This window comes from Sulfuricurvum sp. RIFCSPLOWO2_12_FULL_43_24, from assembly GCF_001829605.1.
Lineage (GTDB): Bacteria > Campylobacterota > Campylobacteria > Campylobacterales > Sulfurimonadaceae > Sulfuricurvum.
Window position 1 is genome coordinate 1 of sequence record NZ_MIBT01000013.1, and the last position, 24,994, is coordinate 24,994.

At 42.6% G+C, this 24,994-nt stretch carries 27 protein-coding genes; 8 read left to right on the forward strand and 19 right to left on the reverse strand.

The genetic code is table 11. From position 1 onward, the window contains the following. The 3 genes from A3G19_RS01045 to A3G19_RS01055 all read right to left on the reverse strand — a co-directional run. On the reverse strand, nt 1-1,034 hold a 1,034-nt coding region (locus tag A3G19_RS01045; RefSeq protein WP_294870147.1), incomplete at its 3' end, for an FAD-dependent oxidoreductase. Beyond that, nucleotides 1,024-2,145 carry an aldo/keto reductase gene (locus tag A3G19_RS01050; RefSeq protein ID WP_015653824.1) on the reverse strand — a complete coding sequence of 374 codons (1,122 nt, stop codon included), beginning with the start codon at nt 2,143-2,145 and terminating at the stop codon, nt 1,024-1,026. The genes A3G19_RS01050 and A3G19_RS01045, both read right to left, overlap by 11 nt. A 2-nt stretch (nt 2,146-2,147) precedes the next feature. Beyond that, nucleotides 2,148-3,125 (reverse strand): iron-sulfur cluster assembly scaffold protein, encoded by a 978-nt coding sequence (locus A3G19_RS01055; protein WP_015653825.1) that lies wholly within the window; start codon nt 3,123-3,125, stop codon nt 2,148-2,150. 206 nt (nt 3,126-3,331) lie between these two features. Here A3G19_RS01055 and A3G19_RS01060 point away from each other — a divergent pair, with 206 nt between their 5' ends. Further along, nucleotides 3,332-3,727: a P-II family nitrogen regulator gene (locus A3G19_RS01060; RefSeq protein WP_015653826.1), complete on the forward strand. Its 396-nt coding sequence runs from the start codon at nt 3,332-3,334 to the stop codon at nt 3,725-3,727. A gap of 43 nt (nt 3,728-3,770) precedes the next feature. Continuing rightward, complete coding sequence (locus tag A3G19_RS01065) at nt 3,771-4,694, forward strand: 5'-nucleotidase (RefSeq protein ID WP_294870149.1); 924 nt, start codon at nt 3,771-3,773, stop codon at nt 4,692-4,694. 2 nt (nt 4,695-4,696) lie between these two features. Here the strand turns inward: A3G19_RS01065 and rpoN are convergent, their stop codons facing one another. The 10 genes from rpoN to A3G19_RS01115 form a co-directional block, all read right to left on the reverse strand. Beyond that, the gene (rpoN, locus tag A3G19_RS01070; RefSeq protein WP_015653828.1) at nt 4,697-5,962 is read right to left on the reverse strand and encodes an RNA polymerase factor sigma-54; all 1,266 of its coding nucleotides are present in this window, start codon (nt 5,960-5,962) and stop codon (nt 4,697-4,699) included. Between the two features lie 200 nt (nt 5,963-6,162). Next, on the reverse strand, nt 6,163-6,453 hold the full coding sequence (locus tag A3G19_RS01075) for a 2Fe-2S iron-sulfur cluster binding domain-containing protein (protein WP_015653829.1): 291 nt from the start codon (nt 6,451-6,453) through the stop codon (nt 6,163-6,165). An 82-nt stretch (nt 6,454-6,535) separates the two neighbouring features. Then, a complete protein-coding gene (locus tag A3G19_RS01080) occupies nt 6,536-6,982 on the reverse strand; it encodes a nitrogen fixation protein NifZ (RefSeq protein WP_291750831.1) in 447 nt (148 codons plus the stop codon). After that, a complete protein-coding gene (locus A3G19_RS01085) occupies nt 6,939-7,313 on the reverse strand; it encodes a nitrogenase-stabilizing/protective protein NifW (RefSeq protein WP_015653831.1) in 375 nt (124 codons plus the stop codon). Before A3G19_RS01085 ends, A3G19_RS01080 begins: the two co-directional genes overlap by 44 nt. 38 nt (nt 7,314-7,351) lie before the next feature. Further along, nucleotides 7,352-7,867: a flavodoxin gene (locus A3G19_RS01090; protein WP_015653832.1), complete on the reverse strand. Its 516-nt coding sequence runs from the start codon at nt 7,865-7,867 to the stop codon at nt 7,352-7,354. Between the two features lie 17 nt (nt 7,868-7,884). Then, on the reverse strand, nt 7,885-8,331 hold the full coding sequence (locus A3G19_RS01095; RefSeq protein ID WP_294870151.1) for a NifX-associated nitrogen fixation protein: 447 nt from the start codon (nt 8,329-8,331) through the stop codon (nt 7,885-7,887). A gap of 5 nt (nt 8,332-8,336) precedes the next feature. Then, a complete protein-coding gene (gene nifX / locus A3G19_RS01100; RefSeq protein WP_294870153.1) occupies nt 8,337-8,888 on the reverse strand; it encodes a nitrogen fixation protein NifX in 552 nt (183 codons plus the stop codon). After that, nucleotides 8,878-10,176 (reverse strand): nitrogenase iron-molybdenum cofactor biosynthesis protein NifN, encoded by a 1,299-nt coding sequence (nifN, locus tag A3G19_RS01105; RefSeq protein ID WP_294870155.1) that lies wholly within the window; start codon nt 10,174-10,176, stop codon nt 8,878-8,880. Before nifN ends, nifX begins: the two co-directional genes overlap by 11 nt. A 49-nt stretch (nt 10,177-10,225) precedes the next feature. Beyond that, nucleotides 10,226-12,103 (reverse strand): ATP-binding protein, encoded by a 1,878-nt coding sequence (locus A3G19_RS01110; protein ID WP_294870157.1) that lies wholly within the window; start codon nt 12,101-12,103, stop codon nt 10,226-10,228. An 80-nt stretch (nt 12,104-12,183) separates the two neighbouring features. Further along, the gene (locus A3G19_RS01115; RefSeq protein ID WP_294870159.1) at nt 12,184-12,471 is read right to left on the reverse strand and encodes a DUF3892 domain-containing protein; all 288 of its coding nucleotides are present in this window, start codon (nt 12,469-12,471) and stop codon (nt 12,184-12,186) included. 237 nt (nt 12,472-12,708) lie between these two features. On the opposite strand from A3G19_RS01115, the gene A3G19_RS01120 reads away from it, so the two are divergent. Then, on the forward strand, nt 12,709-13,005 hold the full coding sequence (locus A3G19_RS01120) for a nucleotidyltransferase domain-containing protein (RefSeq protein ID WP_015653836.1): 297 nt from the start codon (nt 12,709-12,711) through the stop codon (nt 13,003-13,005). Beyond that, nucleotides 12,998-13,423, forward strand: coding sequence for a HepT-like ribonuclease domain-containing protein (locus A3G19_RS01125; protein ID WP_294870161.1), 426 nt, complete (start codon nt 12,998-13,000; stop codon nt 13,421-13,423). Before A3G19_RS01120 ends, A3G19_RS01125 begins: the two co-directional genes overlap by 8 nt. Nucleotides 13,424-13,552: 129 nt before the next feature. On the opposite strand, the gene A3G19_RS01130 is transcribed toward A3G19_RS01125, so the two are convergent. Together A3G19_RS01130 and nifE are read right to left on the reverse strand one after the other, a co-directional pair. Beyond that, entirely contained in the window at nt 13,553-14,377 is an 825-nt protein-coding gene (locus tag A3G19_RS01130) for a mechanosensitive ion channel family protein (RefSeq protein ID WP_015653838.1), read from the reverse strand. Between the two features lie 40 nt (nt 14,378-14,417). Next, a complete protein-coding gene (gene nifE, locus A3G19_RS01135; protein ID WP_015653839.1) occupies nt 14,418-15,776 on the reverse strand; it encodes a nitrogenase iron-molybdenum cofactor biosynthesis protein NifE in 1,359 nt (452 codons plus the stop codon). A 145-nt stretch (nt 15,777-15,921) separates the two neighbouring features. On the opposite strand from nifE, the gene A3G19_RS01140 reads away from it, so the two are divergent. The 4 genes from A3G19_RS01140 (at nt 15,922) to A3G19_RS01155 (ending at nt 22,688) form a co-directional block, all read left to right on the forward strand. Further along, nucleotides 15,922-17,199 (forward strand): nitrate/nitrite transporter, encoded by a 1,278-nt coding sequence (locus tag A3G19_RS01140; RefSeq protein ID WP_294870163.1) that lies wholly within the window; start codon nt 15,922-15,924, stop codon nt 17,197-17,199. A gap of 155 nt (nt 17,200-17,354) precedes the next feature. Next, complete coding sequence (locus tag A3G19_RS01145) at nt 17,355-18,995, forward strand: bifunctional protein-serine/threonine kinase/phosphatase (protein ID WP_294870165.1); 1,641 nt, start codon at nt 17,355-17,357, stop codon at nt 18,993-18,995. A gap of 123 nt (nt 18,996-19,118) precedes the next feature. Next, the gene (locus A3G19_RS01150) at nt 19,119-22,079 is read left to right on the forward strand and encodes an EAL domain-containing protein (protein ID WP_294870167.1); all 2,961 of its coding nucleotides are present in this window, start codon (nt 19,119-19,121) and stop codon (nt 22,077-22,079) included. Between the two features lie 183 nt (nt 22,080-22,262). Next, the gene (locus A3G19_RS01155) at nt 22,263-22,688 is read left to right on the forward strand and encodes an Rrf2 family transcriptional regulator (RefSeq protein ID WP_015653846.1); all 426 of its coding nucleotides are present in this window, start codon (nt 22,263-22,265) and stop codon (nt 22,686-22,688) included. A gap of 63 nt (nt 22,689-22,751) precedes the next feature. Here the strand turns inward: A3G19_RS01155 and A3G19_RS01160 are convergent, their stop codons facing one another. From A3G19_RS01160 to A3G19_RS01175, 4 genes are read right to left on the reverse strand one after another with little or no spacing between them, the layout of a single operon-like run. Continuing rightward, the gene (locus tag A3G19_RS01160) at nt 22,752-23,198 is read right to left on the reverse strand and encodes a DoxX family protein (RefSeq protein ID WP_294870169.1); all 447 of its coding nucleotides are present in this window, start codon (nt 23,196-23,198) and stop codon (nt 22,752-22,754) included. A 7-nt stretch (nt 23,199-23,205) separates the two neighbouring features. Further along, nucleotides 23,206-23,895 (reverse strand): PqqD family peptide modification chaperone, encoded by a 690-nt coding sequence (locus A3G19_RS01165; RefSeq protein ID WP_294870171.1) that lies wholly within the window; start codon nt 23,893-23,895, stop codon nt 23,206-23,208. Then, nucleotides 23,886-24,707, reverse strand: coding sequence for a DUF692 domain-containing protein (locus tag A3G19_RS01170; protein ID WP_294870172.1), 822 nt, complete (start codon nt 24,705-24,707; stop codon nt 23,886-23,888). The genes A3G19_RS01165 and A3G19_RS01170 overlap by 10 nt, the downstream gene beginning before the upstream one ends. 10 nt (nt 24,708-24,717) lie before the next feature. After that, nucleotides 24,718-24,981 carry a hypothetical protein gene (locus A3G19_RS01175; RefSeq protein ID WP_294870175.1) on the reverse strand — a complete coding sequence of 88 codons (264 nt, stop codon included), beginning with the start codon at nt 24,979-24,981 and terminating at the stop codon, nt 24,718-24,720. Between the last annotated feature and the right edge of the window lie 13 nt (nt 24,982-24,994).

Sequence of the window (24,994 nt, forward strand, 5' to 3'; positions counted from 1 at the left end):
TTTGCAATATCCGTAGAGGTATCGTTGCGGCTCCAAATTCCGCCCATGGTATAGTGAGCGGATGGCGTGATAGGGAGCAATTCAGTGAGGATATCAATGCCTGAGCCGTTGAGGGCATGTTTACGCGCGGATGGGAGTTTTTTGTCGATCAACTCTTCACCCAAATGGCGGAAATCGAGATAAACGGTATGACCATTCAACTGATGAAGAACAATATCACGAGAGAGTTTATCGCGTGTTTGTAGCTCATCGGTAAAGCGCTCCCCCATTTCATCAACGATATACGCACCTTCCCCCCGTGCTGCTTCACTGATTAAAGTACCGCTCTTGGCAAGTGTTGTTGGGTGAAACTGAACAAATTCCAGATTGGCTAAACGCATCTTGGCTCTGAGTGCTATAGCGATGACATCTCCGCTTGATTCTTGGGAATTAGTAGAGTGACCGCGATATATTCCGGCAAACCCTCCTCCAGCCAGTACAAGCGATTTGCACGCAAAGGCGATTACTTGTGAATCTCGACGTCTAAGGAGCGTAATACCGGAAAGTTGTTCCTTAAAAGTAGCAATCGAGAGCATAAGATGATTAGGAAATATTTTTACCCCTTCTTTACGGCACTGTACGAGAAGGGTTTGGGTAATTGAAGCGCCCGTTTTATCAGCGATATAGCATGTACGCTTTGCTTTTGTTCCCCCAAATGGGCGTTGAGCAACGTGTCCCTCTTCGTTGGTATCAAAGGCAACTCCCATCGATTGCAGATCATTAATGATCTCTTCTGCACCGGTTACCATAGCACTGACAACGGCAAGACGACCGAGCTTGTCGGCTCCCTTTAACGTATCGGCGATATGATCACGGCATGAATCGTGACGCGTTGTTTTAAGTACGGCATTGATTCCCCCAGATGCTACGGCAGAATTGGAACGCAGAGGATTGCTTTTGCAGACTAAAGCAACCTTGAGTCCGGCACGTTTGGCACTAAGTGCGGCATATAATCCGGAGATACCGCTGCCGACAACAATTACATCATACAGCATAAGCACCCTTCATAAGCGTATTTACTGCCTTGGCGGAAGCTTCAGGGAGATAACACAAAACCGCATTATCTATGACATGGGCAGGATCAACGGCACCAAATACTGCACAGATCCCCCCTGCACTACGCGCAAATTGTAATGCACTGGCAATGTCGCTCAGTTCATTCGTATTCATAAGTTCAGCGACATCCGGTGCAAACGCTCTTTTAAAGAGATTTTTTTGCAGCAGAGGAGAGGAACCGATATACGTTATCCCATAGCTAGCGCACGCATGCATAAGAGGATAATACATCCCATCTTCAGCTTGCTGATTTGCATAACCGTAGGCATGCGGTTTTGCCAGATTAAACGGACTTTGGAGGTATTTAAACCCATGGTTTATCCCACCCGCACGACGAGCAATTTCTACTACTTTTGAGAGGGCGATGTACTCGGTATGATCCGCTTCATACAAAAATCCGTTCCAAGCCGCTATCCCGTAAGAGACGATTTTACCCTCCGCTCTTAGCTCTTCAAAAAGCTTAAATGCTGTTTCGATACGGCCATAAAACGTTTCTTGATCGACGTATCCGAGCTGTGTTTCGGGATTATGGAGATAGAAAATATCGATCGTTTCCAACTCCAAATTGCGTAACGACTGCTCACAGCTCCAACGTAAATATTTAGGGCTCATACAGTGCTGATCGATAACGATCTCTTCTTTGGTCGCTAATCCCGTCTGAATGATATTCTCTTGTATCCATCCGTAGGGATTCTCTGGAAACGGGAAATCCAGAGGGATGAAACCTGCTTTGGAAGCGATGATCACCTCTTGACGTTTTATTTCACCCTCTTGAAACATTGCATTCAACGCTTCGGCAATCTCACGCTCGCTCATTTGATAGCGGTAGTTGATCGCCGTATCGATCATATTAATTCCACGACGAAGTGCCATTTTTATGGCCTCTGCGTAGTTGATAATATAATTATCTTCTTTGTACGGTTCGGCTTTATAGGTTCCGATCCCGAGAGATGGGAAAAAGAGTTCTCCGTTAAAACGGTAAAAATCTTTCGAGTAATTACCGAATTTTTTGAGATACGAAAAAGTTCCCTCTTTTGTGGCACATAACATTCTTAAACCACCATCACTCGCAAGTTAGATTTGAGTTTAAAGTTTAGCATATCTTGCATTCCTGCGAGGGTTGTTGTCGTGTTCATAGAACAACTCATACACTCACCTTTGTACTGGATATAGAGTTCGTGTTCTCCGTCTACCTCTTTGAGATCGATCACTTCAACATCTCCATGGTCGGCTTTGAGAGTAGGACGAATGTATTCTTCGAGAATCGATTCAATACTGCGGAGTTTTTGTACCAAACTCATCGCATTGAAGTTTCCGTCTCCTTTTGCCTCTTTGATCTTTTTACTGATTGCCTCTTTTTGAAGCTCAGCGGTGATTTCTGCAAGCATATCGACGAGATAGACATCTTTTTTCTCATGTCCGCCCGGTTTAATACACGATTTACAGAAACCGCCCGCTTTAGTGTAATCGGTAATTTGTTCAATCGATTCAAGTTTGTTGAGACGAATCACCTCTTTAAGGGTGTCGAGACTGACACGGGCACATTCGCAGACGATAAATTCGGTCTCAAACTCGGACATATCAACCCCTTTATAGATTGATGCCGCTTTTTTGATTACGTCATACGCCATAACGGAACAGTGCATTTTCTGCCCGGGAACTGCCGGAATATCTTCCTCGTCACGAAGTGCTTTTTCCACATCGATGTTAGTGATCTTAAGTGCTTCATCAACCGTTTTTTCCATACATAGTTCTGCCATCATGTCTGAACTGGCAATCGCCGTACCGCATCCGAAACTTTTAAATCGGCTTTTTACGATCACATCATTTTTAGGATCGATCATCCAGTAAAGACGTACGGCATCCCCGCAGCTCTCCGCACCGAAATCGGCAATAATCAACTTTTTATCAGCTGCATCGGCTTCTTCTTGAGTAATCTCACCCATATTGATCGGATCGTTCATCCGTCGTTGTACTTCAGTTGAATACTCTTCCCATAATGCTCCGCCGATCAGTGTGTCACGTGCCATAACTAGCTCCTGTAAATGGATTATATTTTTAACCATTGCAAGAGCTGTTCTTATTTGGATATAACAATTTTGTAGTATTATTTTTCGAGAACACTCTATGCATGCAATTATTCAAAGTTGATTAATTTATAAGCAGTTATACAGTGAATACTCACTCATTTTCAATTTATAATGACTTATCAACAAACCACATAAAGGGGTCCAAAATGGTCCAGATTACTGCTGTATTTAACAAACACTGTCTCAACGATGTTCTTCGTGAATTATTTGATAACGAAATCGAAGGTGTAACCGTTACAGATGTCATCGGAAAAGGTTCTCTCGGTATTGCCGAAAAAAACAATGCCCCCGATTTGTATCCGAAAGTTATGATTATTGTCGTAGTATCAAATGAAAAAACAAAAGAGATTACGATGGAAGCGATCCGTGCACATACTCAGGATTTAGGCCACGGTGCAGGTAAAATATGGGTCACTCCGGTACTCGAAGTAGAGCGTATCCGTACAGGGGAAAGAGACGAATCGGCACTGACGCAACCGATCCCTCGCGCTACACATAAAAGCAACACCTTCTTTACCGCTGTCGACACCCCATCGAGCTAATAGTGCTATAATATCCGCAATGACTTTCTGTTGCGGAGCATGAATGGGATATGATTTAGAAAATAAGCTTGTTATTGCCATCTCTTCCAGAGCATTGTTCTCACTTGAAGAAGAAAATAGCATTTTTGAGGAAAAAGGGCTCAAAGAGTATTATCAACATCAGTTGGAAAAAGAGCTCGACATCCTCCAACCGGGGACGGCATTTGGTCTTGTCAACAACTTTTTAGCCATCAATACTTTGTTTGATGATGGAAAACACATCGAAGTCATCATTATCTCACGCAACAATGCCGCCACCAGCCTACGAATAACTAAATCGATCGAAGCGTATAATCTCGATATCGTCCGCTCTGCATGGACGGGTGGGGAAAAGATATCAAAATACCTATTACCCTTCAAAGTCGATCTCTTTTTGTCGGCCTACGAAGACGATGTCCGCGATGCGATCGATGCAGGGATAGCCGCTGCGAGGATTTTACCGTTTGAGGGGAATCAAAATGAGCCGATTTCTCATCAGGTTCGGATCGCATTTGACGGAGATGCGGTTTTATTCTCAGACGAATCGGAACAAATTTACAAACTGCAAGGGCTAAACGCTTTTATCGCCCACGAAAAAGAGAACGTCGCCAAATCACTGCCCGATGGGCCGTTTGCCAAATTATTACGGATCATTTCAAAGATCCAAACCCATTTTCCCGACGATATCTCTGCACCGATCCGAACCGCATTGATTACCGCGCGCAACTCTCCTGCACACGAGCGTGTAATACGAACCCTCAATGAGTGGGGAGTTCGTATCGATGAAGCCTTTTTTCTAGGCGGTGTGGACAAATACGAGATTGTAAAAGCGTTTCAAGCCGATATTTTCTTCGATGACCAAGACGTTCATCTCGAAAAAACCTCCAAAGAGACCCCCAGCGCAAAAGTGCCGTATAGCTCTTCTTCACCGCTTGCGCAAAACAGCTAATTTTAAAGCAATTCCAACTTGTACAAGAACAATCGTTCTTTGTACGATGGGATATCCAGTTCTTGACGGTATTTCGCGATAACACGACGTACCATTTTGACCCCGAAACGCTCTTCGATCATCTCATGAAGTGTTTTATCGCTAAACGGATCGTCTTTGTTTTCACTTCCCACAAGCCGTTTCAGGAAATGTTTGATCTCTGAAGTAGAAACTTCGCCGATCGAGTTCGAAAAAAAGTCTTTAAACGCATACAATCCCCGCTCCGTTTGAATATATTTATCGGCAATCGCTCGTGAAATCGTCGATTCGTTAAATCCCAGTTCATCGGCAACGTCTTGGAGTCGGAGCGGTTTGAGTTCTCCCCCCATAAAAAAGGCGTATTGTTTTTCGAGCAATACCAACGCAACGTTATAAAGTGTCGCCTTGCGCAAATCGAGAAGTTTGACCAGCTCACGCGCTTCTTTGAACTTTTGTTTCGCAAAATTGTCGTATTTGTCGATCATGTTGACCTGTAAATCGGGATAAAACGCATGGTTAATACGAATATTGAGCTCCGATCCTGCAAATTCGACAAACAAATCGGGAGTAATCTGTGATTCTGGCTCCATGTATTCCAACGCCGGAGGATTTCTCAAATGTTGCAATACATGTTTGGCATCATGCAGTCGTGGGTGATTGATAAATTTTTCCATCTTATCGAACTGCAAAATCATCGCACCGAGCAAAATAGAGAGTTCATCATCCAAATCATGATCACTGAGCTGAAACAAAAATGACTCTTTGTAATCCGCAGCACCGACGCCGGAAGGCTCCAAATGGGCAAATCGCTGGCGTACTCGCTCCACGGTATGAGCATCGGTATCACACTGCTGAGCTACCTCTTCGACCGATCCTTCAAAATACCCTTCGTCATTAATGTAATAGATAATTTGACGAGCGATCTTTTGCGATATCGGTGTCGGAAAAAGAGGGGCTACAATCTGTTCATCGAGTTTTTCGTACAGTGATGTCGAAGAGATACTGAGCCACTCGATTTGATCGCTTGATGCATTAGAGACATAGTTCTGAAATGCGCCATACGCTGTATTCCCCCCTGCCCCGGAATTTGACTCTTCAAAGCCTGATTTCACCTCTAAACAAGGATTTTCATTTGTAATTACTTGCAGATGTTTTTCGAGATCATTCAGGGAGCATTGCAACAGCGGCAACCACGTTTGCATCGAGAGTCGCGGGAGTTGCTTTTGCTTATACGATAATGTTGTTTGCATGATACACCTCCTAAAAAATATACACTTTTATAAGATCAAATGCATATTGTGTTCTTATGAAAATTATAGGACTTTTTTAGGCAGATAGGTGGTTAAAAAATAGGCAGTTGATAAATCTGCCTCGAATGAGGCAAGCGTTTCAGAGAAACATTGGCGAAGCCAATCGGAATGTATTCCGATGGCGTTCTTCATAAATGGGCTTAGTATTTAATACGTACCAATCCGTTTGGTGCAATAACTTTCATTTGACAAGCAAGACGAGCTTTTGGGTTACTTTCATTCAGCGTTTTAAGTACCGCTTTCTCTTTTTCATTGATTTCGCTCATGTACTCCATACCTGATTCGATCATTACGACACAGGTACCACATTCACCGTCACGGCACCCGAATGGAAGTGCACTCCCTGAAGCTTCAACGATATCTTGGATCGTTTTGCCCGGTATGACGTTGATCGCCAAAAAGTCATTCATAATTTCTACACGTGTTGTCATCCCAACTCCTTTGTTGATTACGATATTTAGCCACTAGGGCACCAATTTGATACGGTATGCAAAAATCTCAGAAAGGTGTGGTTTATTCCCCCTCTTCTTGAGATTGCGCCGCTTTTTCAGCAGCTCGCGCAGCACGGTGTTCTTTGAGCCATTTCAATTCTTCCGCCACTTCATCATAACCGTCATCTTCAAGAGCGCTTTCCAGTTCCGCTTCGCGGCATCCGAATACCAACCCTTCTTCGATGAAATTGACTTCATAAACACGTATTGTCTGTAAAAAATCACCGATTTTTCGGACGTATCCTTCCGAACCTGCTTCGATCAACACATCACCGACTCGTGCATGTGGATACGTTCCGTCATTTCGGATCGATTTAGTCAGTCGAACCCTCTGCCCCACTCTGTACAGAGAAAGAATCTCGTCTTTGGTGGACATCTTGTAAAGGTTGGTTTTACGTGCCTCATCATTAATCGGCATATCCTCTTCAGAAGCTGATAGTGGTTTGGCTTGTGCAGGCGTGGACTCCATGACTGACCTCCTCTACATCATTACAACTGCTCGATGTTGAGCAGGTACCGCAAGCACTCGGCTTATCGAACATAGCCCAAACATCAGCGGCAGATGGACTATAGCCGTTTTCAAAATTTTTATAGACCGTAATAAGAGCAAATCGGTAATATTCGAGCAATTTCGTCTCACCACCCATATCATGGCCATTTGCTTTCTCGACCAATTCACCAAACTTTTTCATGATATGAAACCGTTTCGCGTTCACAAGACGCTCATCGTATTCCAAATCGAAAAAGTCAAAGAAATCTTCGGTATCGGTAATTTGTTGAAATTCGCTTAATGTTCCCATCGTATGCTCCTTGTATATCTGATAATGCAATTTTGACTCTACAGCCCTATTTCACTTTTAAGTTGAGTGGCCCACTCTTTAACACGATCTTCGGTCAAATCTTCCTGATTAATGTCATCGATCCCCAATCCGCAAAACTTTCCGTCACGTTCTGCAAGAGAGAACTCGTACTCATATCCCGCTGTTGACGTAAATCCGTATGCACTTGCCCCAAGAGAGGTAAACAAATCATGCATTTTTCCCAAAGCGCTCAGGAAATGCTCACCGTGTGTTTTTTGATCACCGGCACCGAAAAACGCTACTTTTTTCCCCTCCAGATCAGGACGATCATTGTCCAATTCATACAATGGATCGACCCAGTCACGTTGAGGATCACCTTGACCCCACGTAGAAGAACCAAGAATCAATACGTCGAAATCGTCAAACTGATCGATTCCATCGAAATCTTCTTCCATATCGATCAATTCTGCACCTTTGATCTCATCCGCTAAAAGTTCTGCCGCACCCCGTGTGACACCGCTGCTGCTACCGAAAAAAATACCGACTTTTGACATGTTAAAACCCCTTGTTCTTAATTTTTATATGGTTGATATTGCTCATAAACAGCAATAGCGTTGACTAAATGTTTATCACCGTCTTCAAACAATGCTTCTAGTGTACGGAAACTGAAACGGTGGGCATCTTTGAAATATTTATCCACAATACAGATACGATCAGCGATAACCGCGCAGCGACCGAAACCTTCATGACTCATTTCCATGATGACGTTGCACACTACACCTGTTTTGCGCTCAAATGCCAATGCAAGGGCTTTATAAATCATTTTGATATCATTGATAAGCATCTCATCAATGTCTGCGATCAAAGGGATCGTTTTTAAATCCTCTTTGGTCTTAACATACTTTTTGATTAACAACTCATCATCACTGATTCGTGACCAATTTCCAAACTGATCAAGTGCCCGGATTTGACGTATTAACTCTGTTCCAAATTCATTCATTGTTTTTTCTGCTTCCATAATAATTATTCCCCTTCTGCCCATCGATCTTGTCGCACGTCGTGTTCCGTTTTCATTTGAATGATATTTTTAACCCACGGCGGAGGATTACCGTTGATCATGGCTACCAAACTTTTCAAAAGATCTTCGATCAATGTCGGTTCATTCACTTTCATAGGATGGATTCCCGCTCGGATTACTTTTGCGGCTGCCGTTCCGCCGATACTCTCACAATACATGATATTCACACCTTTCAGCGCACGAACACGGAAATCGGTTTTGTCATCGTCTTCCAGTTCAGAGGTATCGGTTTTAATCACTTCTGAGACCTCGTAGCCATCTTGAGAGACGTTGTACACCACAAACTCTTTGGCTCCGCCGAAATGGGCATTAACCTCTTCCATATCTTTGGTTGCAAATGCAACTCGTAAAGCGCTATTCATTGTCCCATTCCCCTCTACTGTGATTTTAGTACTATCATTTTTTTTAGTCGTGACCTGAGCAAAGCCCAGTTCGCTTTCGCTAGCCGCTATGGCACTAAAGCTTGCTCCGTTCGGAGCAGAAATTTCATTCTTCATGCTTAACCTTCCGTAATGAATTAGCTATCTCAAACAAAAAGTACGTACTGCCTTCATACAACTGATCGTTTTTGAGCTGGTTCCCTAACTCTTCATAATTAGGGAATCCTCGGATCACGAGTGCCGTATGAGTATACGTATGCAAGATTCGTTCTGCATGAAAATTGCTGATCACCATATCAGCCCCCTCGAAAAACTGCCGGGCATCTTCCAAATCCCCGACAAACACTTTTTCTGCTTCGATCAAATGCAAAGAGTCGCTAAACGTCGTAGATATTGCCGCATCAATGGTTCCACCGACACTGCGGAGTAATGCACAAATTCCGACCAGCATATCCGGCTCACCCATCACGACAAAATGGGAACTCCCGATCAGAAAATGCGAATCCAACATCGCATCTTGCAGACGGGATCGCCATCGTTTCATCAGCGGTTTTGGCTCACGTTGTCGTATTTTCATAAGTGCACTTACAAAATTGTCGCATCCGTCCAATCCCATCAAATGATCGAAATGGAGATGCTCTATCGCGGGGTTCTTTTTTTGCAGTGCCAATGCCGCTTTTTTCATCGAAGCTCCGAGTGAAACCACCACCGAAGAGGTCGCCAAATCACGGATTTGATCCACCGTTATTCCGCCGTTGGCGAGTTTCCCCTGCCCCGCTTCCCAATACCCGTCCAGTGAGGTAGAGAGATCGGGGAGTGCATAGGTTTCAAACCCGAAATCCTCGCAGAGAGCTTTGATCTTCTCCACCTCGATAGGCTGCATACTCAGGTGGGGTAAAAAAACGAGTTTATTGGTTTTTAGCTCGGTAGCAGCCTCCGTAAGCTGTTCGATCATCGCGGTGACTGTCAGTGACCATCCACTCTCCATCCCCCCCTCGTAATCGGGAGTATTGACAAACACATAGGGGATTTCGATGTGCATCCCCACACCGCGAACATCATCCCCTTTGGTCTCGGTCAGACCCGTCGTGTGCAGACCGATCATGCTCGGTTTGATATTTTTCTCTTTGTTCTGGATATTCTCAATCGCCATAAGTATCGAGTAATCTCCGCCATCGAGAACTGCGGTAATATCGCTTACCGAAGTGTTGTTGATCGCGATCGGTTCATTGAAATGGCGGGTAAAAAAAACCTTGGTATACGAAGCACACCCCTGCGCACCGTGCATCAACGGCATACAATCTTTAACCCCTAAAAATGCGAGGGTTGCACCCATCGGCTGAGAGTGTTTGATCGGGTTGACTTGAAGCGGTTTGTGTTCATGACGAGAAAGGGAGAATTCCATGACAACTCCTTAGTTATCATAGATTATGCAAGAAGTGTGCGAGAAGAGATTAACTACATAAACTATTATCTTTATCTTGTAAAAATGGAGCGTTTTTAACTTTATCATACAATTTTAATACTCTACTTTTTGCACGATCTATTATAGTGCTATATGTTAATGGTATTATGTCTACTTTACCGTTATTTTCTGTACGGCGGCTTGCTTCAATATGTTTAATTTTCGAACCTAAAACAAAGCATTTAACAGTAGAATTCTCTTGTAAAAATCCTTTTTCATATAATTCACTTACATATTTCCAGCACTGACTTTTTTCATCTGAACCAATATTAACCGTAGGTTTTTTCAATTCAACTATAACTAATTTATCTGTTCCGCTTTCAGCATATTCTTCATCATAAGATGCGTAACTATAAAGCCCAACTGTACTATCAGGCAAAATAGCAAAATCAGGACGATTTCTAGAAGCAGTTATTGTTGAGTTATATAATTTTTGCACTACATTTGTCATACCTTCATTTGAAGTATATTCAATAGTTTCAAATTCTGGTCCAAAAATCCATAAACCTTTTTGAAATAAAGGTTGTAATTCTTGTACTTCATCTGTATTTGGATCTTCAACTTTTATCTTTAATTCATCAAGAAGCTTTAACCGTATTTTTAATTCATCTAAAACTTCTTTTGCATAATCAATACTCCAATCATCAAGTAATTCATGTAAATTATCTAGTTGATTTGGTTGCATCTCATGTAACAATGAAATTAATTTATATTTTGATTCTGAAAGCTCTAAGTTCGCTACTATTCCTGCTAGTTTAATAACATCTTTATCCGAAATGGTTGGACATTTTTCTTGAACTTCATTAACAAATGATGTCCATTTCTCTTTTTTTAAATCAGTTAATTTATTGAGGTTTAGATAATTTTCATTAGTTGCTTTTTGTAAGACATCTTGCCTTTTTTCTTTTGTTAAATCTAAAATATGCTCATGAATAGCTTTATATACCTTTTCTTCTACTATATTTACAAAATCATTCTGCTGAAATCCAGTCCAATCAGGAACAACACTATCATTTAAACAATCTGCTATAACAATAAATGTATATCTTTTAGCTTCATTACGCCGGCCATCAATCATTCTATCAAAATCAATTTTTGAGTTTTGCCAAGAACATTCACCAACTAACCGATTATTAACATGCCATGCAACTCCATGTAATTTTGTAGATTTATCACTTTCTTTAGTATCTATAATCAATATTTTTATTGAATTCATATCATCAATTTCAATATCTTTTTCTTTAATATTTTGTGACGAAATATCCGAAAAAGTTACTTTTTTATTATTAACATAAACTTCAAACATTGGATCAGTCAAAAAACGCATTCCAATCTCAGCTCTAATATTTTCTGCATCAATTTTTACACCACTAAGTTCAGTAGTGTAAATTTTTGTTCCATTATCTTGGCATATATCTTTTTGTACTTTTTCAAGTATGAAGGGAATATTTTCTTCTGAAGAATTTTTTATTTGATATATAACTCTTTCACCTTTTGCAGACGTTTCAATAAAGTAACTATCACCGAAACAAAATCCTGCAAACCGTCCTACACCATTATTTCCAAAAACTCTTCTTTTTTTAATATTATTAAAATCAATAAATTCTCCTTGTTCAGACAATCTATTATAAGCAAGTTGTCGCCAACGATGATTTAATTCATTTTCCGTCATACCTAAACCATCATCTGCTATAGAAAATAATTTTTCATCTTTGTAATTAGGCCATTGAATTTCAACTTTTGTTGCACCCGCATCCCATGAATTAGCTATTAATTCCATGATAGCAATTTTTGGCTCACTAAGTATAGGTTTACCAACATATTTTTCTAAAAAACGAGGTGCAAACAAAACTTCCTGATTGTGCATAAAATACCTTCATTTAAAGTATTATTTTCTCAACGACTTTTAGCAATAAAAGCCATACATATCTATATTATATATTAAAGTTAGATACATTCTGGCAAACTCAATAAATTATTAGGCTGTTCACCATCATTTACTGTTTTCAAATACTTGTGTCCAGATTGACTTTTTGAAACAATTACAGAAACTGATTTGCCTCCAACATTTACATAAAAAGTCCATTTACCACTTTCAATGCCTGCTATTGCTTCTTCTAAAGTCAATCTCCATTTAGTACCATCGGCGTTTGTGCCACCGATTATCTTAATACGTTCATGAGCATTTTGTCGATCACTTTTGTTAATACACTTGACTTGATGAGAACTTGCCATTATGTTTCCTTATGTTTTTAAAGATTAATTATTTTATCTATTTTTTTACATTCAAAAGGATATATTGCAATATGACATATTTATTTCTCTCGTACCATATAATATACCCCTCTTCCACTTTTGTACTATTCAAAAACTTTTCACCCTTCGACACGCTCAGGGCGAATGGATGAAGTTTATCGATGATTTTTTTGGGTTGGTGTATAATAACCACAATTTAAAATCAGATAGGTTGCTATGACTCAACAGTACATCATCGATTATCTCAAAAGTAAAAAAGAGGAATTCCGCCAAAAGTACGGGATTACGACGCTTGGACTGTATGGAAGCTATGCCCGTAATGAGGCAAAAGAAAGTAGCGATGTGGATATATTCTATGACAGCAATGAGACTTTTTCAATGGGATTTTTAGAGTTTTCTAAATTTTTACGTCAAATTGAAGCTGATTTGCACTCAAAAGTTGATTTTGTACGATTAAATTCTATGAATCCGATTATCAAGCATTACGCTAAAAAAGATTTTATCTATGTATAACGAAGAAAATTTAATCTATATTTTTACGATGCTCGGATGTACCGAAAAATGCTGGATTTATTCTACTGGCTTTGATAATCCACGAGATTTTATTTGGGCAGATGCACAAATTCATCTCAATGCCGTAATCTCCATGTTTATCGCTATCGGTGAAGAATCCAAGAAAATAGACCAATCACTGAAAAATGATATTGCTACAAAACTCGACTGGTCGGACGTGGCGGGGATACGAGATAAAATTTCTCATGATTACCGAGGGGTTGATGAAGCTATTTTATGGAATACGATACATAAAGAGTTATATTTGCTCAAACAAACCCTTATCGAAATGATCGAGTTGATCAACCCTTCGGCAGAACTGCTCAACGAGTTTTTAGACTCTCCGTATTATCAGCATTTGCAGTATTTACGGAAATAATAAACTTCTCTGATAACCTTGTTTTCGTTCGCCCTGAGCTTGTCGAAGGGTAATTTATTTATGGTTTGGCATAATAATAATTAAGTTTATTTTATCGTGAAAAATGATTCTATTAAGGATGTTTTTCCTCTATTTCTGCTCGTAAATATGAATTTCTCTCTGTGGAAAAGGAATTGTAATGTTTGCGTTTTGGAGAGCCTTATAGATAGCCGAATTAACTTCGTACTGTATCTTATAATAATTCTGAGTCGGAACCCAGTAGCGCATCCCGATTTCAATTGCATAATCGCCGAATTTTTGTATTCCGACAATCGATTTGTTTTCAGTCGATAAACTCTCAAAGTTATCGATAACCTCTCGAATCAATGCAATCGCTTGATCCGCATTATCGCTGTAGGATATTCCGACACTCGATTCAACAATACGGTAGTTGAACGAGTTAACGATCACCTCGCCGATCATGTTTTTATTGGGAACGGTAATAATCTCTTCATCTTCCGTTCGCAGCGTCGTGTATCCCAGTTTGATCTCTTCGACGACACCGTAGACTTTATTGACCAAAATGGTATCTCCGATTTTAAACGGTCGGGTAATCACCAGTGAAATACCGGCAGCGAAGTTTGCCACCGTCCCTTGCAATGCCAAACCGGCGGTTAAAAAAATAGCACCGACAGCCGCAATAAACGGAGCTATCGAAATCCCCAGTTTTCCGATAGCAACAATGAACATCGCACCGAATATCAGTATCCGAACAACATTTGCCGCAAATTTTCCTAACGTTACATCGAAATCATGCTTATCAAAAAATGTTACCAACGTCTTATATGCGTACTTGGAGACAAACCAGCCGATAACGATAATAATAACCGCACCGATAATTTGGAAACTGTAATTGGTCAAAAAAGCGATCGTTTGATCATAAAATTCCTGCACATAATGCAATTCTTGATTCATGCTCTCTCCTTAGCAATTAAAAAGAATATTATGCCCTATTCTACATCTCCCACGGCGCGGGTTTTCCAACATTGGCAAAGACGGGATTGCGAAATGCGTATTTCAAATCTTCCGCGAGATTGAGTAATCCGCCGTAGCCGCCGTAGCTCGTTTTCTTCTCCTGATTGACATCGATAAAGCTGATTTTTTTCTTGATCGCGGTGTAGAGACTTCTCCCTCCAGCGAGGAGGATATGGGCTCCTGTAGAATCGATTATTTTTCCCTGCTCAGACGCGGGCTTCGTCATCAAGACACCGTTTTCACCCAAATATTCTCGTGCTTTGTCGATGTCATCCTGTGTCGATTTAGCGACACTGGTCGCTACGACTTCGATCCCCAAATCCTGCAATCCCGAAGCAATCGACCACGCTTTGTTCCCTCCGGTATTGAGCACCGCTTTTTTACCTGCAAACATTGCACGATAAGGCTCTAATGCCAATTCTAATTCCGCCTCGGCTTCTGCGATCACCGCTTCGGCTCGTGCTATCAGCTCAGGATCGCCCAATGCGTTCACGATCTCACGAATGGCAAAAGTCGTATCCCGTTTACCGTAAAAGGAGACCGAAATCCATGGGATGCCGTACTGTTCCTGCATCTTACGAGTCAACGTAATAAGTGATTTGGCACAGACAATAACGTTAAGCTTTGCCCGATGGGCTGTCCGAATATCTCCGACACGCCCGTCTCCGCTCATAGAACTCAGAACGCGGATACCGATTTTCTCAAACAGCGGAAGATACTGCCACATATCCCCCGTGACGTTGTAATCGCCGATCAAATTGATATCGTAAGGGGTTGTAAATTCAGGCTCTTTTGTACCGATCAAATGCTCTAAAACCGCTTCCCCGGCTAAACGAGATCCGAGATTTTTACTTCCGACAAAACCTGCGGCATGGACCGGAACAACAGGAACACCGTGTTTTTCGGCTCCCAGCTTACAGGTCATATCGATATCATCCCCCATCAACGCCGTAACGCATGTCGAATAGACAAAAATCGCTTCGGGTTTATAATGTTCCATGATATAATCGATCGATTCACCCAGTCGTTTGTCTCCGCCGAAGATGACATCGTTGGTATTGATTCCGGTCGTGAACCCCATCTGCGTATGGTCCATTCCATTGTACGACGTTTTTGTCTCACGGGTCTCCCACGAAGACCCCAGACAAGTTTGAGGGCCATGAACGAGGTGTACGGCATCTGCGTAGGGAAACAGCGAAATTTGAGCACCGTCAAAAGCGCATCCCCCTGCGGCTAACCCCGGCTTGGGCTTGTCACACCCTTCTCCGGGTTTTTTATCTTTACTGTGAGAGCAGGCACTCTCGTTCATAAGTTCTTTGATTTTAGCACGGCTGACCATAGGTGACTCCTAAGGATGATGTTCTAGAACAAATGCAAGAACCATACGAGCAAAGTGATTATTTTTTAATCACTATAGTGCATTAAAGAGTGATATTTAATTGATACAATTATTTCAGATAAAAAAATCCTGATTAGGAGAGAAGATGAAATTTGGAGATTTAAAAAAAGAGGGGCACTGGCCGACACTGTTTGCCGCCTTTTTGTATTTCGACTTTAGTTTTATGATGTGGACAATGTTGGGACCTCTCGCTACCGAGATTAATGAGTCTCTTACCTCACGCGGTTTTACGATGAATGATGATCAAACAGCAACACTCCTTGCCGTTCCGGTTCTAGCGGGGGCGATTTTACGCCTTGTATTAGGGATTTTCGTCGATAAATTCGGGCCGAAAAAGACGGCATTGGTTTCTCAGGTGATTGTTATCGCGACACTGTTTTACGGATACATAGCGGCTGAAACCATCACGTATGATCAGCTCTTGTTTGTGGCTCTTGGTCTGGGATTTGCGGGTGCATCGTTCGCCGTCGCACTCCCTCAAGCGGGTCAATGGTATCCGCCACGTCTGCAAGGGACGGTATTGGGGATCGCGGGTGCCGGAAATATCGGTGTCGTCATCGACTTTTTGTTTGCCCCTAAAATCGCCGAGATTTGGGGTTGGCCGTCGGTCTTTCTCGTCGGAGGAGTATTGTCGTTTATCGTTTTGATTGCGTATCTGTTTATGGCCAAAGATGCCCCATCATCAGTTTATAAAGCCAATCCGAAAAAACTCGGTGACTATATGAAACTGATGCGTGACCGTGATACGTGGTGGTTTAACCTCTTTTATGCCGTCAGTTTCGGCGGATTTATCGGGTTTGCCAACTACATGAAAGTCTATTTGATGAATACCTATCAAGCCGATATGTCAGCTTTTGGTCTGGATGTCATGGATGAGGGAAATGTCAAAGTTATCGCCGGATATTTCGGAGCGTTGTGTATCTTCGCCGGTGCATTGCTTCGTCCGGTGGGGGGAGCCGTCGCCGATAAAATGGGTGGGATTAAATCGCTTTATGTCTTTTATGGCAGTATAATCATTCTTGCATTGATCAGCGCATTTGTCGCATTACCGTTTTGGGCAGCGATTGTCGTGATGTTTTTGATCATGGCGAATCTGGGAATGGCGAACGGTTCGGTGTTTCAGCTCGTACCGCAGCGTTTCGGTAAAGACATCGGTGTGATGACCGGACTTATCGGTATGGCCGGAGGTCTGGGCGGAACGGCTCTGATCAAAACATTCGGATGGTCACAGGGAGCATTCGATGGCTACACTGCCGGGTTTGTCATCTTTGCCGTCATGACGATGATTGCTATCAGCGGGATCAGTCTGGTCAAAACACGCTGGCGTACGACATGGGGCGCGGAATCAGGAGCAAGAATTTAACCCCCGTTCACCCTGCGCCTGTCGAAGGGTTTTCTTGCTCGTTCCCACTCTCCCGAGTGGGAACGAAGACAACAAAACATGTATACACTCCCACTCAGGAGAGTGGGAGCGAGAATACCACGAACGGATAATATATTACAACCAAGGGTTTGCCCATGCTCACACTCCAATCGTCCGAATTCATCCTCTCCAAAGACGCTACCACTGGCGATGATGCCTGTGCCTATACTATCATCGATAACGCTCTGCTGGTAAGTGTTTTGTGTGATGGAGTCGGAAGTGCGGCACGCGGAGGGACTGCGGCACGCCAATGTGTAAAGTTTTTTATCGATCAATTCAAAAATCGCCCCAAAGCATGGGATATTCCCAAAACAATGGAGGTCTTTACCCGCCATATCAATTCTTTGTTATTTAAAGAGTCGATGACGCAATACGGAAAAATCGAACTCCTCACAACACTCTGCCTTGCCGTAATCGAGGGAGAGAACCTCTACACTCTCAATCTCGGTGATTCACGTATCTATCTACTCAAAAAAGATGGCACCTTTGTACAACTCAGTACCGATCACACGATGGATGATGAGTATATGTCCCATGTCTTGACCTCTGCGTGCGGTTTGAGTGAAAACATCGATCTAACTATCCTCTCGACACCTATTGGTGTCGGTGACACTCTCATACTGTGCAGTGACGGTGTTTACAACCTCTTAGAGGAAAAAATCTTTGCCGATATGCTCCAAAAAGGGTTAGGTGCCTCGACCATCATCCAGAGTGCTACCCAAAATTGCGATCCTAAAGATCGAGATGATATGAGCCTCCAGATTTTTCGTATCGAAAAGCTCGATCCACTTTATGCAATGAAACATGCTCCGCTCATCATCCCTGAAACACTGAGTGAGGGGCAAATTATCGACGGCTATACCCTGCTCTCCCCTATGATGGAACACAAACGTATTTGGAAAGTACTCAAAGACTCTGAACTGTATGTTATGAAATTTCCGCTCAAAGCGGATGATGACGAAGCACTCGATGCCTTTGTTCGTGAAGCATGGTACGCAAAACAGATAACCCACAAAGCTTTCGGTCATGCGTGGGTTCCGCAGGAGCGGAGCATGCGCTATTATCTGATGGAGCTGGTGGAAGGGGTCAATCTCCAAAAATATCTCAAAAACCGCCCTCTCTCCATAGACAATGCCATCAGTTTAGGAAAATTTCTCCACCGTGCCGAGGCCCATCTACTCCATTTGGGGCTTGTTCACGGCGATATAAAACCCGAGAATATCCTCGTCTACCAACGAGACGGTGAAGCGGGAGTGGAGTTTAAAATGGTTGATTTCGGCTCCATCGTCGAGATATTTTCCACCAATTCACGAGCAGGTACCCCTACCTATCTCGCCCCTGAACGTTTTAGCGAAAGTGCTATCAACGAATCAACTGAAATCTTCTCCATCGGAGTCACACTCTATTGGGCACTAACGGGTAAATTTCCCTACGGAGAGATTGAACCGTTTCAAACGCCAACGTTTAAATCACCAAAACGTCCCTCCGTGATCAATAAAAATATTCCTCTCTGGCTCGATTCCGTCATTATGCGTTCCATCGCGATCTCACCCGATCAGCGCTATGCACATTACTCTGAATTTTTTTATGAACTTAAAGCCCCTGAAAAAGTAAAGCCATTTTTTTGCAAAACAACACCTCTGATCGAACGCTCGCCCGCCACCTTTTACAAAATCGGATTTTTTATCCTCTTAGCCCTTGAAATATGGACTTTTGGACTGTATGTATCCAAGTAATTTTAGTATCAAAGTCGTATTATTAACAATAACTTAAAATAAACGGGAAATAAATGAGTTTTACACAAACGATGTTATAATATTTTATACATGATTTCAAAGAAAGAAGAAGGTTGTTTTACAATGTCTAATTTTTTCTCTTCTTTTCCATTCGAACGTTATCGAACAAAAGAATGGAAAATCGGGATATTGATTTTTCTCATCTCCGCCACCATTTCAGGAAACATCATTTGGCATCTTGATGATATGCATGTCAATGAAATAAAATATAAAATTCGAAATATTTCGGATGAAAATGCTTTCCATTTAGATAAAAATATCGATCAAATGATGGCATTAATCTATCCGATTGCCACAACAGTTCATGAAGACGGAAGCATTAACGATTTTGAATTTATCGCCCAAAAAATCACCTCCCATTATCCTCTTATTTCCGAAATAGCGCTTGCCCCTGAGGGGATAATCAAACATGTCGTCCCCCTGAGGGAAAATGAAAAAGCGATAGGATTCAACCTCTTAACCGATCCTAACCAAAAAGCTGAAGCACTTTTGGCACGCGACAGCAAAAAACTGACACTTGCGGGACCGATACATCTGATACAAGGTGGAGATGGAATTATAGGACGTATGCCCATTTTTAGAGGAAAAGAGAAAAAATTCTGGGGATTTGTTATTATTATCATCCGATTCCCTGATATTCTCTATACTAATACGATGCATGAGCTCACCAACAACGGCTATCAGTATACACTCACCCGCATCCACCCAAAAACGCAACAGTTGCAGATCATTGCCGCATCAACCGACAAACCTCTTGATCATCCCGTGAAAACCCTTATTCAACTCCAAAACACGACCTGGACACTGAGTATTGCACCCACCGCCGGATGGCACGATTACTGGCTTTTGGCACTCGGCATAGCGGTCAGTACCTTTATCAGTCTTTTAATGGGATATATCGCGAAACAATACGCCGAACTCAAAAACTATCGACGTCTCCTCGAAAAACAGGTTGAAGAACGTACGGCCGAAATTTCGGAAACCAAAATTCAGCTTCATACTCTGCTCGATACCATTCCCGATTTGATATGGCTTAAAAACAAAGACGGAATCTATCTCCTCTGCAATCCAATGATTGAACGTTTTTTCGGTGCAAAAGAAAAAGATATCATCGGTAAAACTGATTATGACTTTGTCGATAAAGAGCTGGCCGATTTTTTCCGGCAAAAAGACCGTTTGGCGATGGAGATCAACGCTCCAAGTATCAATGAAGAGTGGGTTAGCTTTGCTGATGACGGCCATCGCGCACTTTTGGAAACGATCAAAATGCCTATGAGGGATGAATCCGGTGCTTTGATCGGTGTTTTGGGTATCGCACGCGATATCACGCAACGGCACATGACGGAAGCACATTTGCTCCAAACCGAACAACTCCTCGAAGAGATGAGTGCAATGGCCCATGTCGGCGGGTGGGAACTTGATCCAAGAGATAATACAGGAGTATGGACCTCCGAAGTGTCCCGAATTTACGACATGCCCAGTAGCATAACGGTGACCAAAAACGTGGGCTTGAGCGTTTATGAAAAAGAATGGCTGGAAAAAATGGAAATGGCACTTGCGGATGCCATTAACAAAGCCCTGCCGTTTGATCTGGAACTTCAGATGAGTACCCCAAAAGGGGAGAAAAAATGGGTCCGAACCATCGGTGCCCCGGTGCTTGAAGAAGGTCAGGTTATTCGTATTCGCGGTACAATGCAAGATATTACCGCTCAAAAAACAGCGGAAGAAAAAGTGCATTGGCTCGCCCATTTTGATCCCCTCACCGGATTACCGAACCGAATACTGCTCAATGACCGACTTAATTACGCCATACATCATGCCTATCGTACCCAAGATTCCATAGCATTGCTCTATGTGGACCTGGACCATTTTAAAAATATTAACGATACCCTCGGCCATAATATCGGCGATGAATTACTGGTTTATGTCGCTTCACGGATCCAATCTGTCATCCGAGAAGCCGATACACTTGCCCGTCAAGGGGGGGATGAATTTTTGATTCTCCTCTCCGGTGCGGATGCCGATAACGCAGCACACGTTGCCGAAAAATTGATAGAAAGTGTTTCACAGCCGTACAAAATCCACCATCACGAACTCTCCATCACCCCCTCTATCGGGATAGCAATTTATCCAATCGATGGAATTAATCTCACGGCTCTATCCCAATCAGCTGATACCGCAATGTATCGCGCAAAACACGACGGACGCAACTGTTACCGTTTTTTCACCCCGGAGTTTCAGGAACGTTCTGCGCGAAATCTCGAACTTGAAAATGCCCTCCGTCATGCACTAATACGAAATGAGCTTACGCTTCACTATCAACCTCAAATCGCCCTTGAGAATGGGAAACTTATTGGAGTTGAAGCACTTTTACGCTGGAATCATCCGACGATGGGGATGATCTCTCCGGCAGAGTTTATCCCTATTGCCGAAGAGAGCGGTCAAATTATTGCGATCGGTGAGTGGGTTCTCTACCATGCACTCGGGCAATTAAGAGCATGGATCAATGCGGGGATGGAGCCTTTTATCATGGCCGTCAATCTCTCAGCTATCCAATTTCGACATCCAAAGTTGGTTTCACTGGTGTTAGGGATTCTCGAAGACTTTCACCTCCCTCCACAATTCCTCGAACTGGAACTCACGGAGAGAATCGCTTCGGAGAATCCTCTCCAAGCCATCAAAATAATGAATACCCTCTACGATCACGGTATACGTATGTCAATCGATGATTTCGGAACCGGTTATTCTTCCCTCAACTACCTCAAAAATTTTCGGGTTTATAAACTCAAGATCGATCAATCATTCATCCGTGATATTACCGATAATCCCGAAGACAAAACCATCGTCAAAACAATTATCAATATGGCACACAGTCTCAACATGATCACCATAGCCGAAGGTGTTGAAACACTCGAACAACTTGATTTACTCCGTAAAAGCGGATGTAACGAGGTACAGGGGTATTATTTCAGCAAACCCCTCCCTGCTCCGGAATTTGAACATTACCACTCTTTGTTAAAATAATACTTTTGTACTACGACATTATTTTATCCAATGCTGCTATTTTGGTTAGATGAATAGACTATATATTATAATTTCGTTATTAATCATCAAAAGTCAAACCAATAATGAGCGATTATTTTTTAGGAGATACAGTATGGACAAATCAATAGTGAAAAATTTTAACAAAAATCGAGTGATTTAACAATGCTCTCCTCCGCTTGCCAAGATACTATCCGAGCCGCTGTATGGCTCTCTACCCAACCCACCGGTGAATTTCATCGGATACAAAAGATCAGCGAGGCATTGGAACTCCCTTTTCATTTTATGGCAAAATCACTCCAAAAACTCGTTCATGCAAAGATACTGATCTCGCAGCGCGGAGCAGCAGGAGGTGTCACCCTCTCACGCAAAGCATCTGAAATCACTCTCCTCTCGATCATCGAAGCGGTTGACGGATCAACGTTTTTTGATGCGTGTGTACTGGGACTCGGAGACTGCGAAGCCGAAAAACCGTGTGCTTTGCATGCGCAATGGGATGTATGGCGTCAAGAGATGCTGGAAATGTATTCGGCTATGCGTCTGAGTGAAATCACCGAAGATGTCATGCTGCGAAAAGTCAAACGGATTTAATGCAGTGTATCGGATTGAACCCGATATACACTGGTATCCGAATATTCTACAATTTGAATGATATCAAACCTGTACACCATCACAACTTTTTTTACAAAACAATCCATCAATACCCCATTTCCCACCGCCGTGCGTTGCAAGGGCAAAGAGCATCAGCATATAATACAGCGGTATTTCAAATCCGTTATCACCGGCTGAGAAACCGTTACCGATATGAACTGTCGTAATCGCGACGACCATCACCACCATGAGCGGTAGGGAGATAAAACGTACCCCAAGACCTAAAGTGAGCAATACCACCCCCAGTGCCTCCGTAGATGCTGCCATATAGGCGTTGAGCAACGGAAACGGCAACCCCAACTCTTCTCCGAACCATTTGGCTACGGCACCCATATCGGTCCATTTACTCATCATCGGCCCATAAAAACCGTACGCTAAAATCAAACGCAGGAACAACAAAGAGAGATCTTGTCCTTTATCCAACACCATTTCCATTTTTTCTTTTAACATACACATTTCACACCTCATTTTGTAAGATTTTTTTCTCACACCACTGATTCAGCAACTGTTCCAATGGCTCTTCAAGATCGTTTTGATCCACCTCATAGCGTCTTGCTAACTCCTCTAACGCCTCAGTAGGAGTATAGGTCGGAAGAATTTTCAATAGCTCGTAAGCGAAGGGGGTAATCTCCTCGAAATAGACTCTCTTTTCCTCAAAATCGTAATGGAGCAGGAGCGGATATTCACCTAAGCTTTCAAAGTCACCTCTATAGAGCGGAGTATCCAAACGTCTAAATCGTGCTGATGAGGAGAGAGTGTATTTCTTTTCCCAATCAAACGCAATCTCTTCATCGCTAAACTGCTCTAACAGCAACTCCATCTCGCTCCACTCCAACCATAACAAATCGTCCAAATAAGGCATCTCATTATAAATCGGATGGTGTTTTAAAAACTCTCCAAACTCATATGCCATTTCAACAATCAAGGCTGACCTTGCCCCCTCTCGCTGAAATTCACGGATGAGGGGAGTGAGCTGATTTCCCATCTGTGCGGTGAGTATCGGATAGATATTCGTGATGGTCTCGAAAAAACGATGATACACCATATCCCGATAGACTTGATTGCGATCACGCAAAGGATTAATAATGGGCTCATCGGAGGTTAAAATACCGATAAACTGTTCCATTTTGGATTGTTCTAGTTGCACTTGACACCCCCAACTATGGATTGAAGCGTCCGATACTCTGCCATCAACTCGGCCAACGGCGGAATATTATTATCCCTCTCGATCATCACCGGTGCAGTATGCGTTTTGAAGGTTCGTTCCAACAATCCCCAAACATTCTCACACACCGCCTCACCGTGGGTATCGAGCAATAACTCTTCATCCGGATATTCCAAATGCCCCGCAATATGCATGTACGCCACACGGGACGCCGGAATTTGAGCAATGTACGCATCGGGATCAAATGCATGATTGACCGAATTGACATAAACGTTGTTGACATCCAACAAAAGCTTTGTACCCGATCTCTCCAACACTTCGCACAAAAAATCCACCTCCACCATCTCACTGTAAGGACTGATGTAATAGCTGGCATTCTCTAGGATAAGAGGACGTTCCAGAATATCCTGCACCGAAGCGATTTTTTGGGACAAATGAGCAATCATCGCTTTGGTCATCGGCAACGGAAGAAGCTCATATGTCTGCTTTCCTGCCAATGAGGAAAAACTTATATGCTCTGAATAGTGCTTAATGTCATACCGATCCAAAAAAGCCTTCATCTGGTTCAAAAAGCTTTTATCCACCGGTTCGGGAGAGCCGATTGAGAGCGATACGCCATGAGCGATCACGGTATACTCACTCATCATATGCTCAAAGGTTTCCTTATAACGGTGAGGGGTAAAAAACCAATTCTCAGGGGTGACTTCCAGCCAATCGGGACGTTCATGCGCCCCAGCCAACTCATCGATGAAGTCACGACGCAGACCCAATCCGCATCCTTGAATCTTTTTCATCTTCATGATCTTATTTTTTGGCACCACATTTGGCAGAAGCATTTTTATCTGCACCCATTTTATTTGCACCACATTTGGCAGAAGCATTTTTATCAGCACTCATTTTATTTGCACCCATTTTATTTGCACCGCATTTGCTTTGTTCCTTGGTTTTGTCTTTTGAACCGCCGCATTTTCCTGTACCGCATTTTGCACTTGCTTCACCCGCCATCGCCATTGGTGCGCTCATTAATGCCGTTCCTAGAACCAATCCTGCTATCTCTTTACGTGTCATTTCAACTCCTTTA

Coding starts and splice junctions, on each gene's coding strand:
- A3G19_RS01050 (WP_015653824.1), bottom strand. CDS start 2,145: ATGTTATGTGCCACAAAAGAGGGAACTTTTTCGTATCTCAAAAAATTC.
- A3G19_RS01055 (WP_015653825.1), bottom strand. CDS start 3,125: ATGGCACGTGACACACTGATCGGCGGAGCATTATGGGAAGAGTATTCA.
- A3G19_RS01060 (WP_015653826.1), top strand. CDS start 3,332: ATGGTCCAGATTACTGCTGTATTTAACAAACACTGTCTCAACGATGTT.
- A3G19_RS01065 (WP_294870149.1), top strand. CDS start 3,771: ATGGGATATGATTTAGAAAATAAGCTTGTTATTGCCATCTCTTCCAGA.
- rpoN (WP_015653828.1), bottom strand. CDS start 5,962: ATGCAAACAACATTATCGTATAAGCAAAAGCAACTCCCGCGACTCTCG.
- A3G19_RS01075 (WP_015653829.1), bottom strand. CDS start 6,453: ATGACAACACGTGTAGAAATTATGAATGACTTTTTGGCGATCAACGTC.
- A3G19_RS01080 (WP_291750831.1), bottom strand. CDS start 6,982: ATGGAGTCCACGCCTGCACAAGCCAAACCACTATCAGCTTCTGAAGAG.
- A3G19_RS01085 (WP_015653831.1), bottom strand. CDS start 7,313: ATGGGAACATTAAGCGAATTTCAACAAATTACCGATACCGAAGATTTC.
- A3G19_RS01090 (WP_015653832.1), bottom strand. CDS start 7,867: ATGTCAAAAGTCGGTATTTTTTTCGGTAGCAGCAGCGGTGTCACACGG.
- A3G19_RS01095 (WP_294870151.1), bottom strand. CDS start 8,331: ATGGAAGCAGAAAAAACAATGAATGAATTTGGAACAGAGTTAATACGT.
- nifX (WP_294870153.1), bottom strand. CDS start 8,888: ATGAAGAATGAAATTTCTGCTCCGAACGGAGCAAGCTTTAGTGCCATA.
- nifN (WP_294870155.1), bottom strand. CDS start 10,176: ATGGAATTCTCCCTTTCTCGTCATGAACACAAACCGCTTCAAGTCAAC.
- A3G19_RS01110 (WP_294870157.1), bottom strand. CDS start 12,103: ATGCACAATCAGGAAGTTTTGTTTGCACCTCGTTTTTTAGAAAAATAT.
- A3G19_RS01115 (WP_294870159.1), bottom strand. CDS start 12,471: ATGGCAAGTTCTCATCAAGTCAAGTGTATTAACAAAAGTGATCGACAA.
- A3G19_RS01120 (WP_015653836.1), top strand. CDS start 12,709: ATGACTCAACAGTACATCATCGATTATCTCAAAAGTAAAAAAGAGGAA.
- A3G19_RS01125 (WP_294870161.1), top strand. CDS start 12,998: ATGTATAACGAAGAAAATTTAATCTATATTTTTACGATGCTCGGATGT.
- A3G19_RS01130 (WP_015653838.1), bottom strand. CDS start 14,377: ATGAATCAAGAATTGCATTATGTGCAGGAATTTTATGATCAAACGATC.
- nifE (WP_015653839.1), bottom strand. CDS start 15,776: ATGGTCAGCCGTGCTAAAATCAAAGAACTTATGAACGAGAGTGCCTGC.
- A3G19_RS01140 (WP_294870163.1), top strand. CDS start 15,922: ATGAAATTTGGAGATTTAAAAAAAGAGGGGCACTGGCCGACACTGTTT.
- A3G19_RS01145 (WP_294870165.1), top strand. CDS start 17,355: ATGCTCACACTCCAATCGTCCGAATTCATCCTCTCCAAAGACGCTACC.
- A3G19_RS01150 (WP_294870167.1), top strand. CDS start 19,119: ATGTCTAATTTTTTCTCTTCTTTTCCATTCGAACGTTATCGAACAAAA.
- A3G19_RS01155 (WP_015653846.1), top strand. CDS start 22,263: ATGCTCTCCTCCGCTTGCCAAGATACTATCCGAGCCGCTGTATGGCTC.
- A3G19_RS01160 (WP_294870169.1), bottom strand. CDS start 23,198: ATGTTAAAAGAAAAAATGGAAATGGTGTTGGATAAAGGACAAGATCTC.
- A3G19_RS01170 (WP_294870172.1), bottom strand. CDS start 24,707: ATGAAAAAGATTCAAGGATGCGGATTGGGTCTGCGTCGTGACTTCATC.
- A3G19_RS01175 (WP_294870175.1), bottom strand. CDS start 24,981: ATGACACGTAAAGAGATAGCAGGATTGGTTCTAGGAACGGCATTAATG.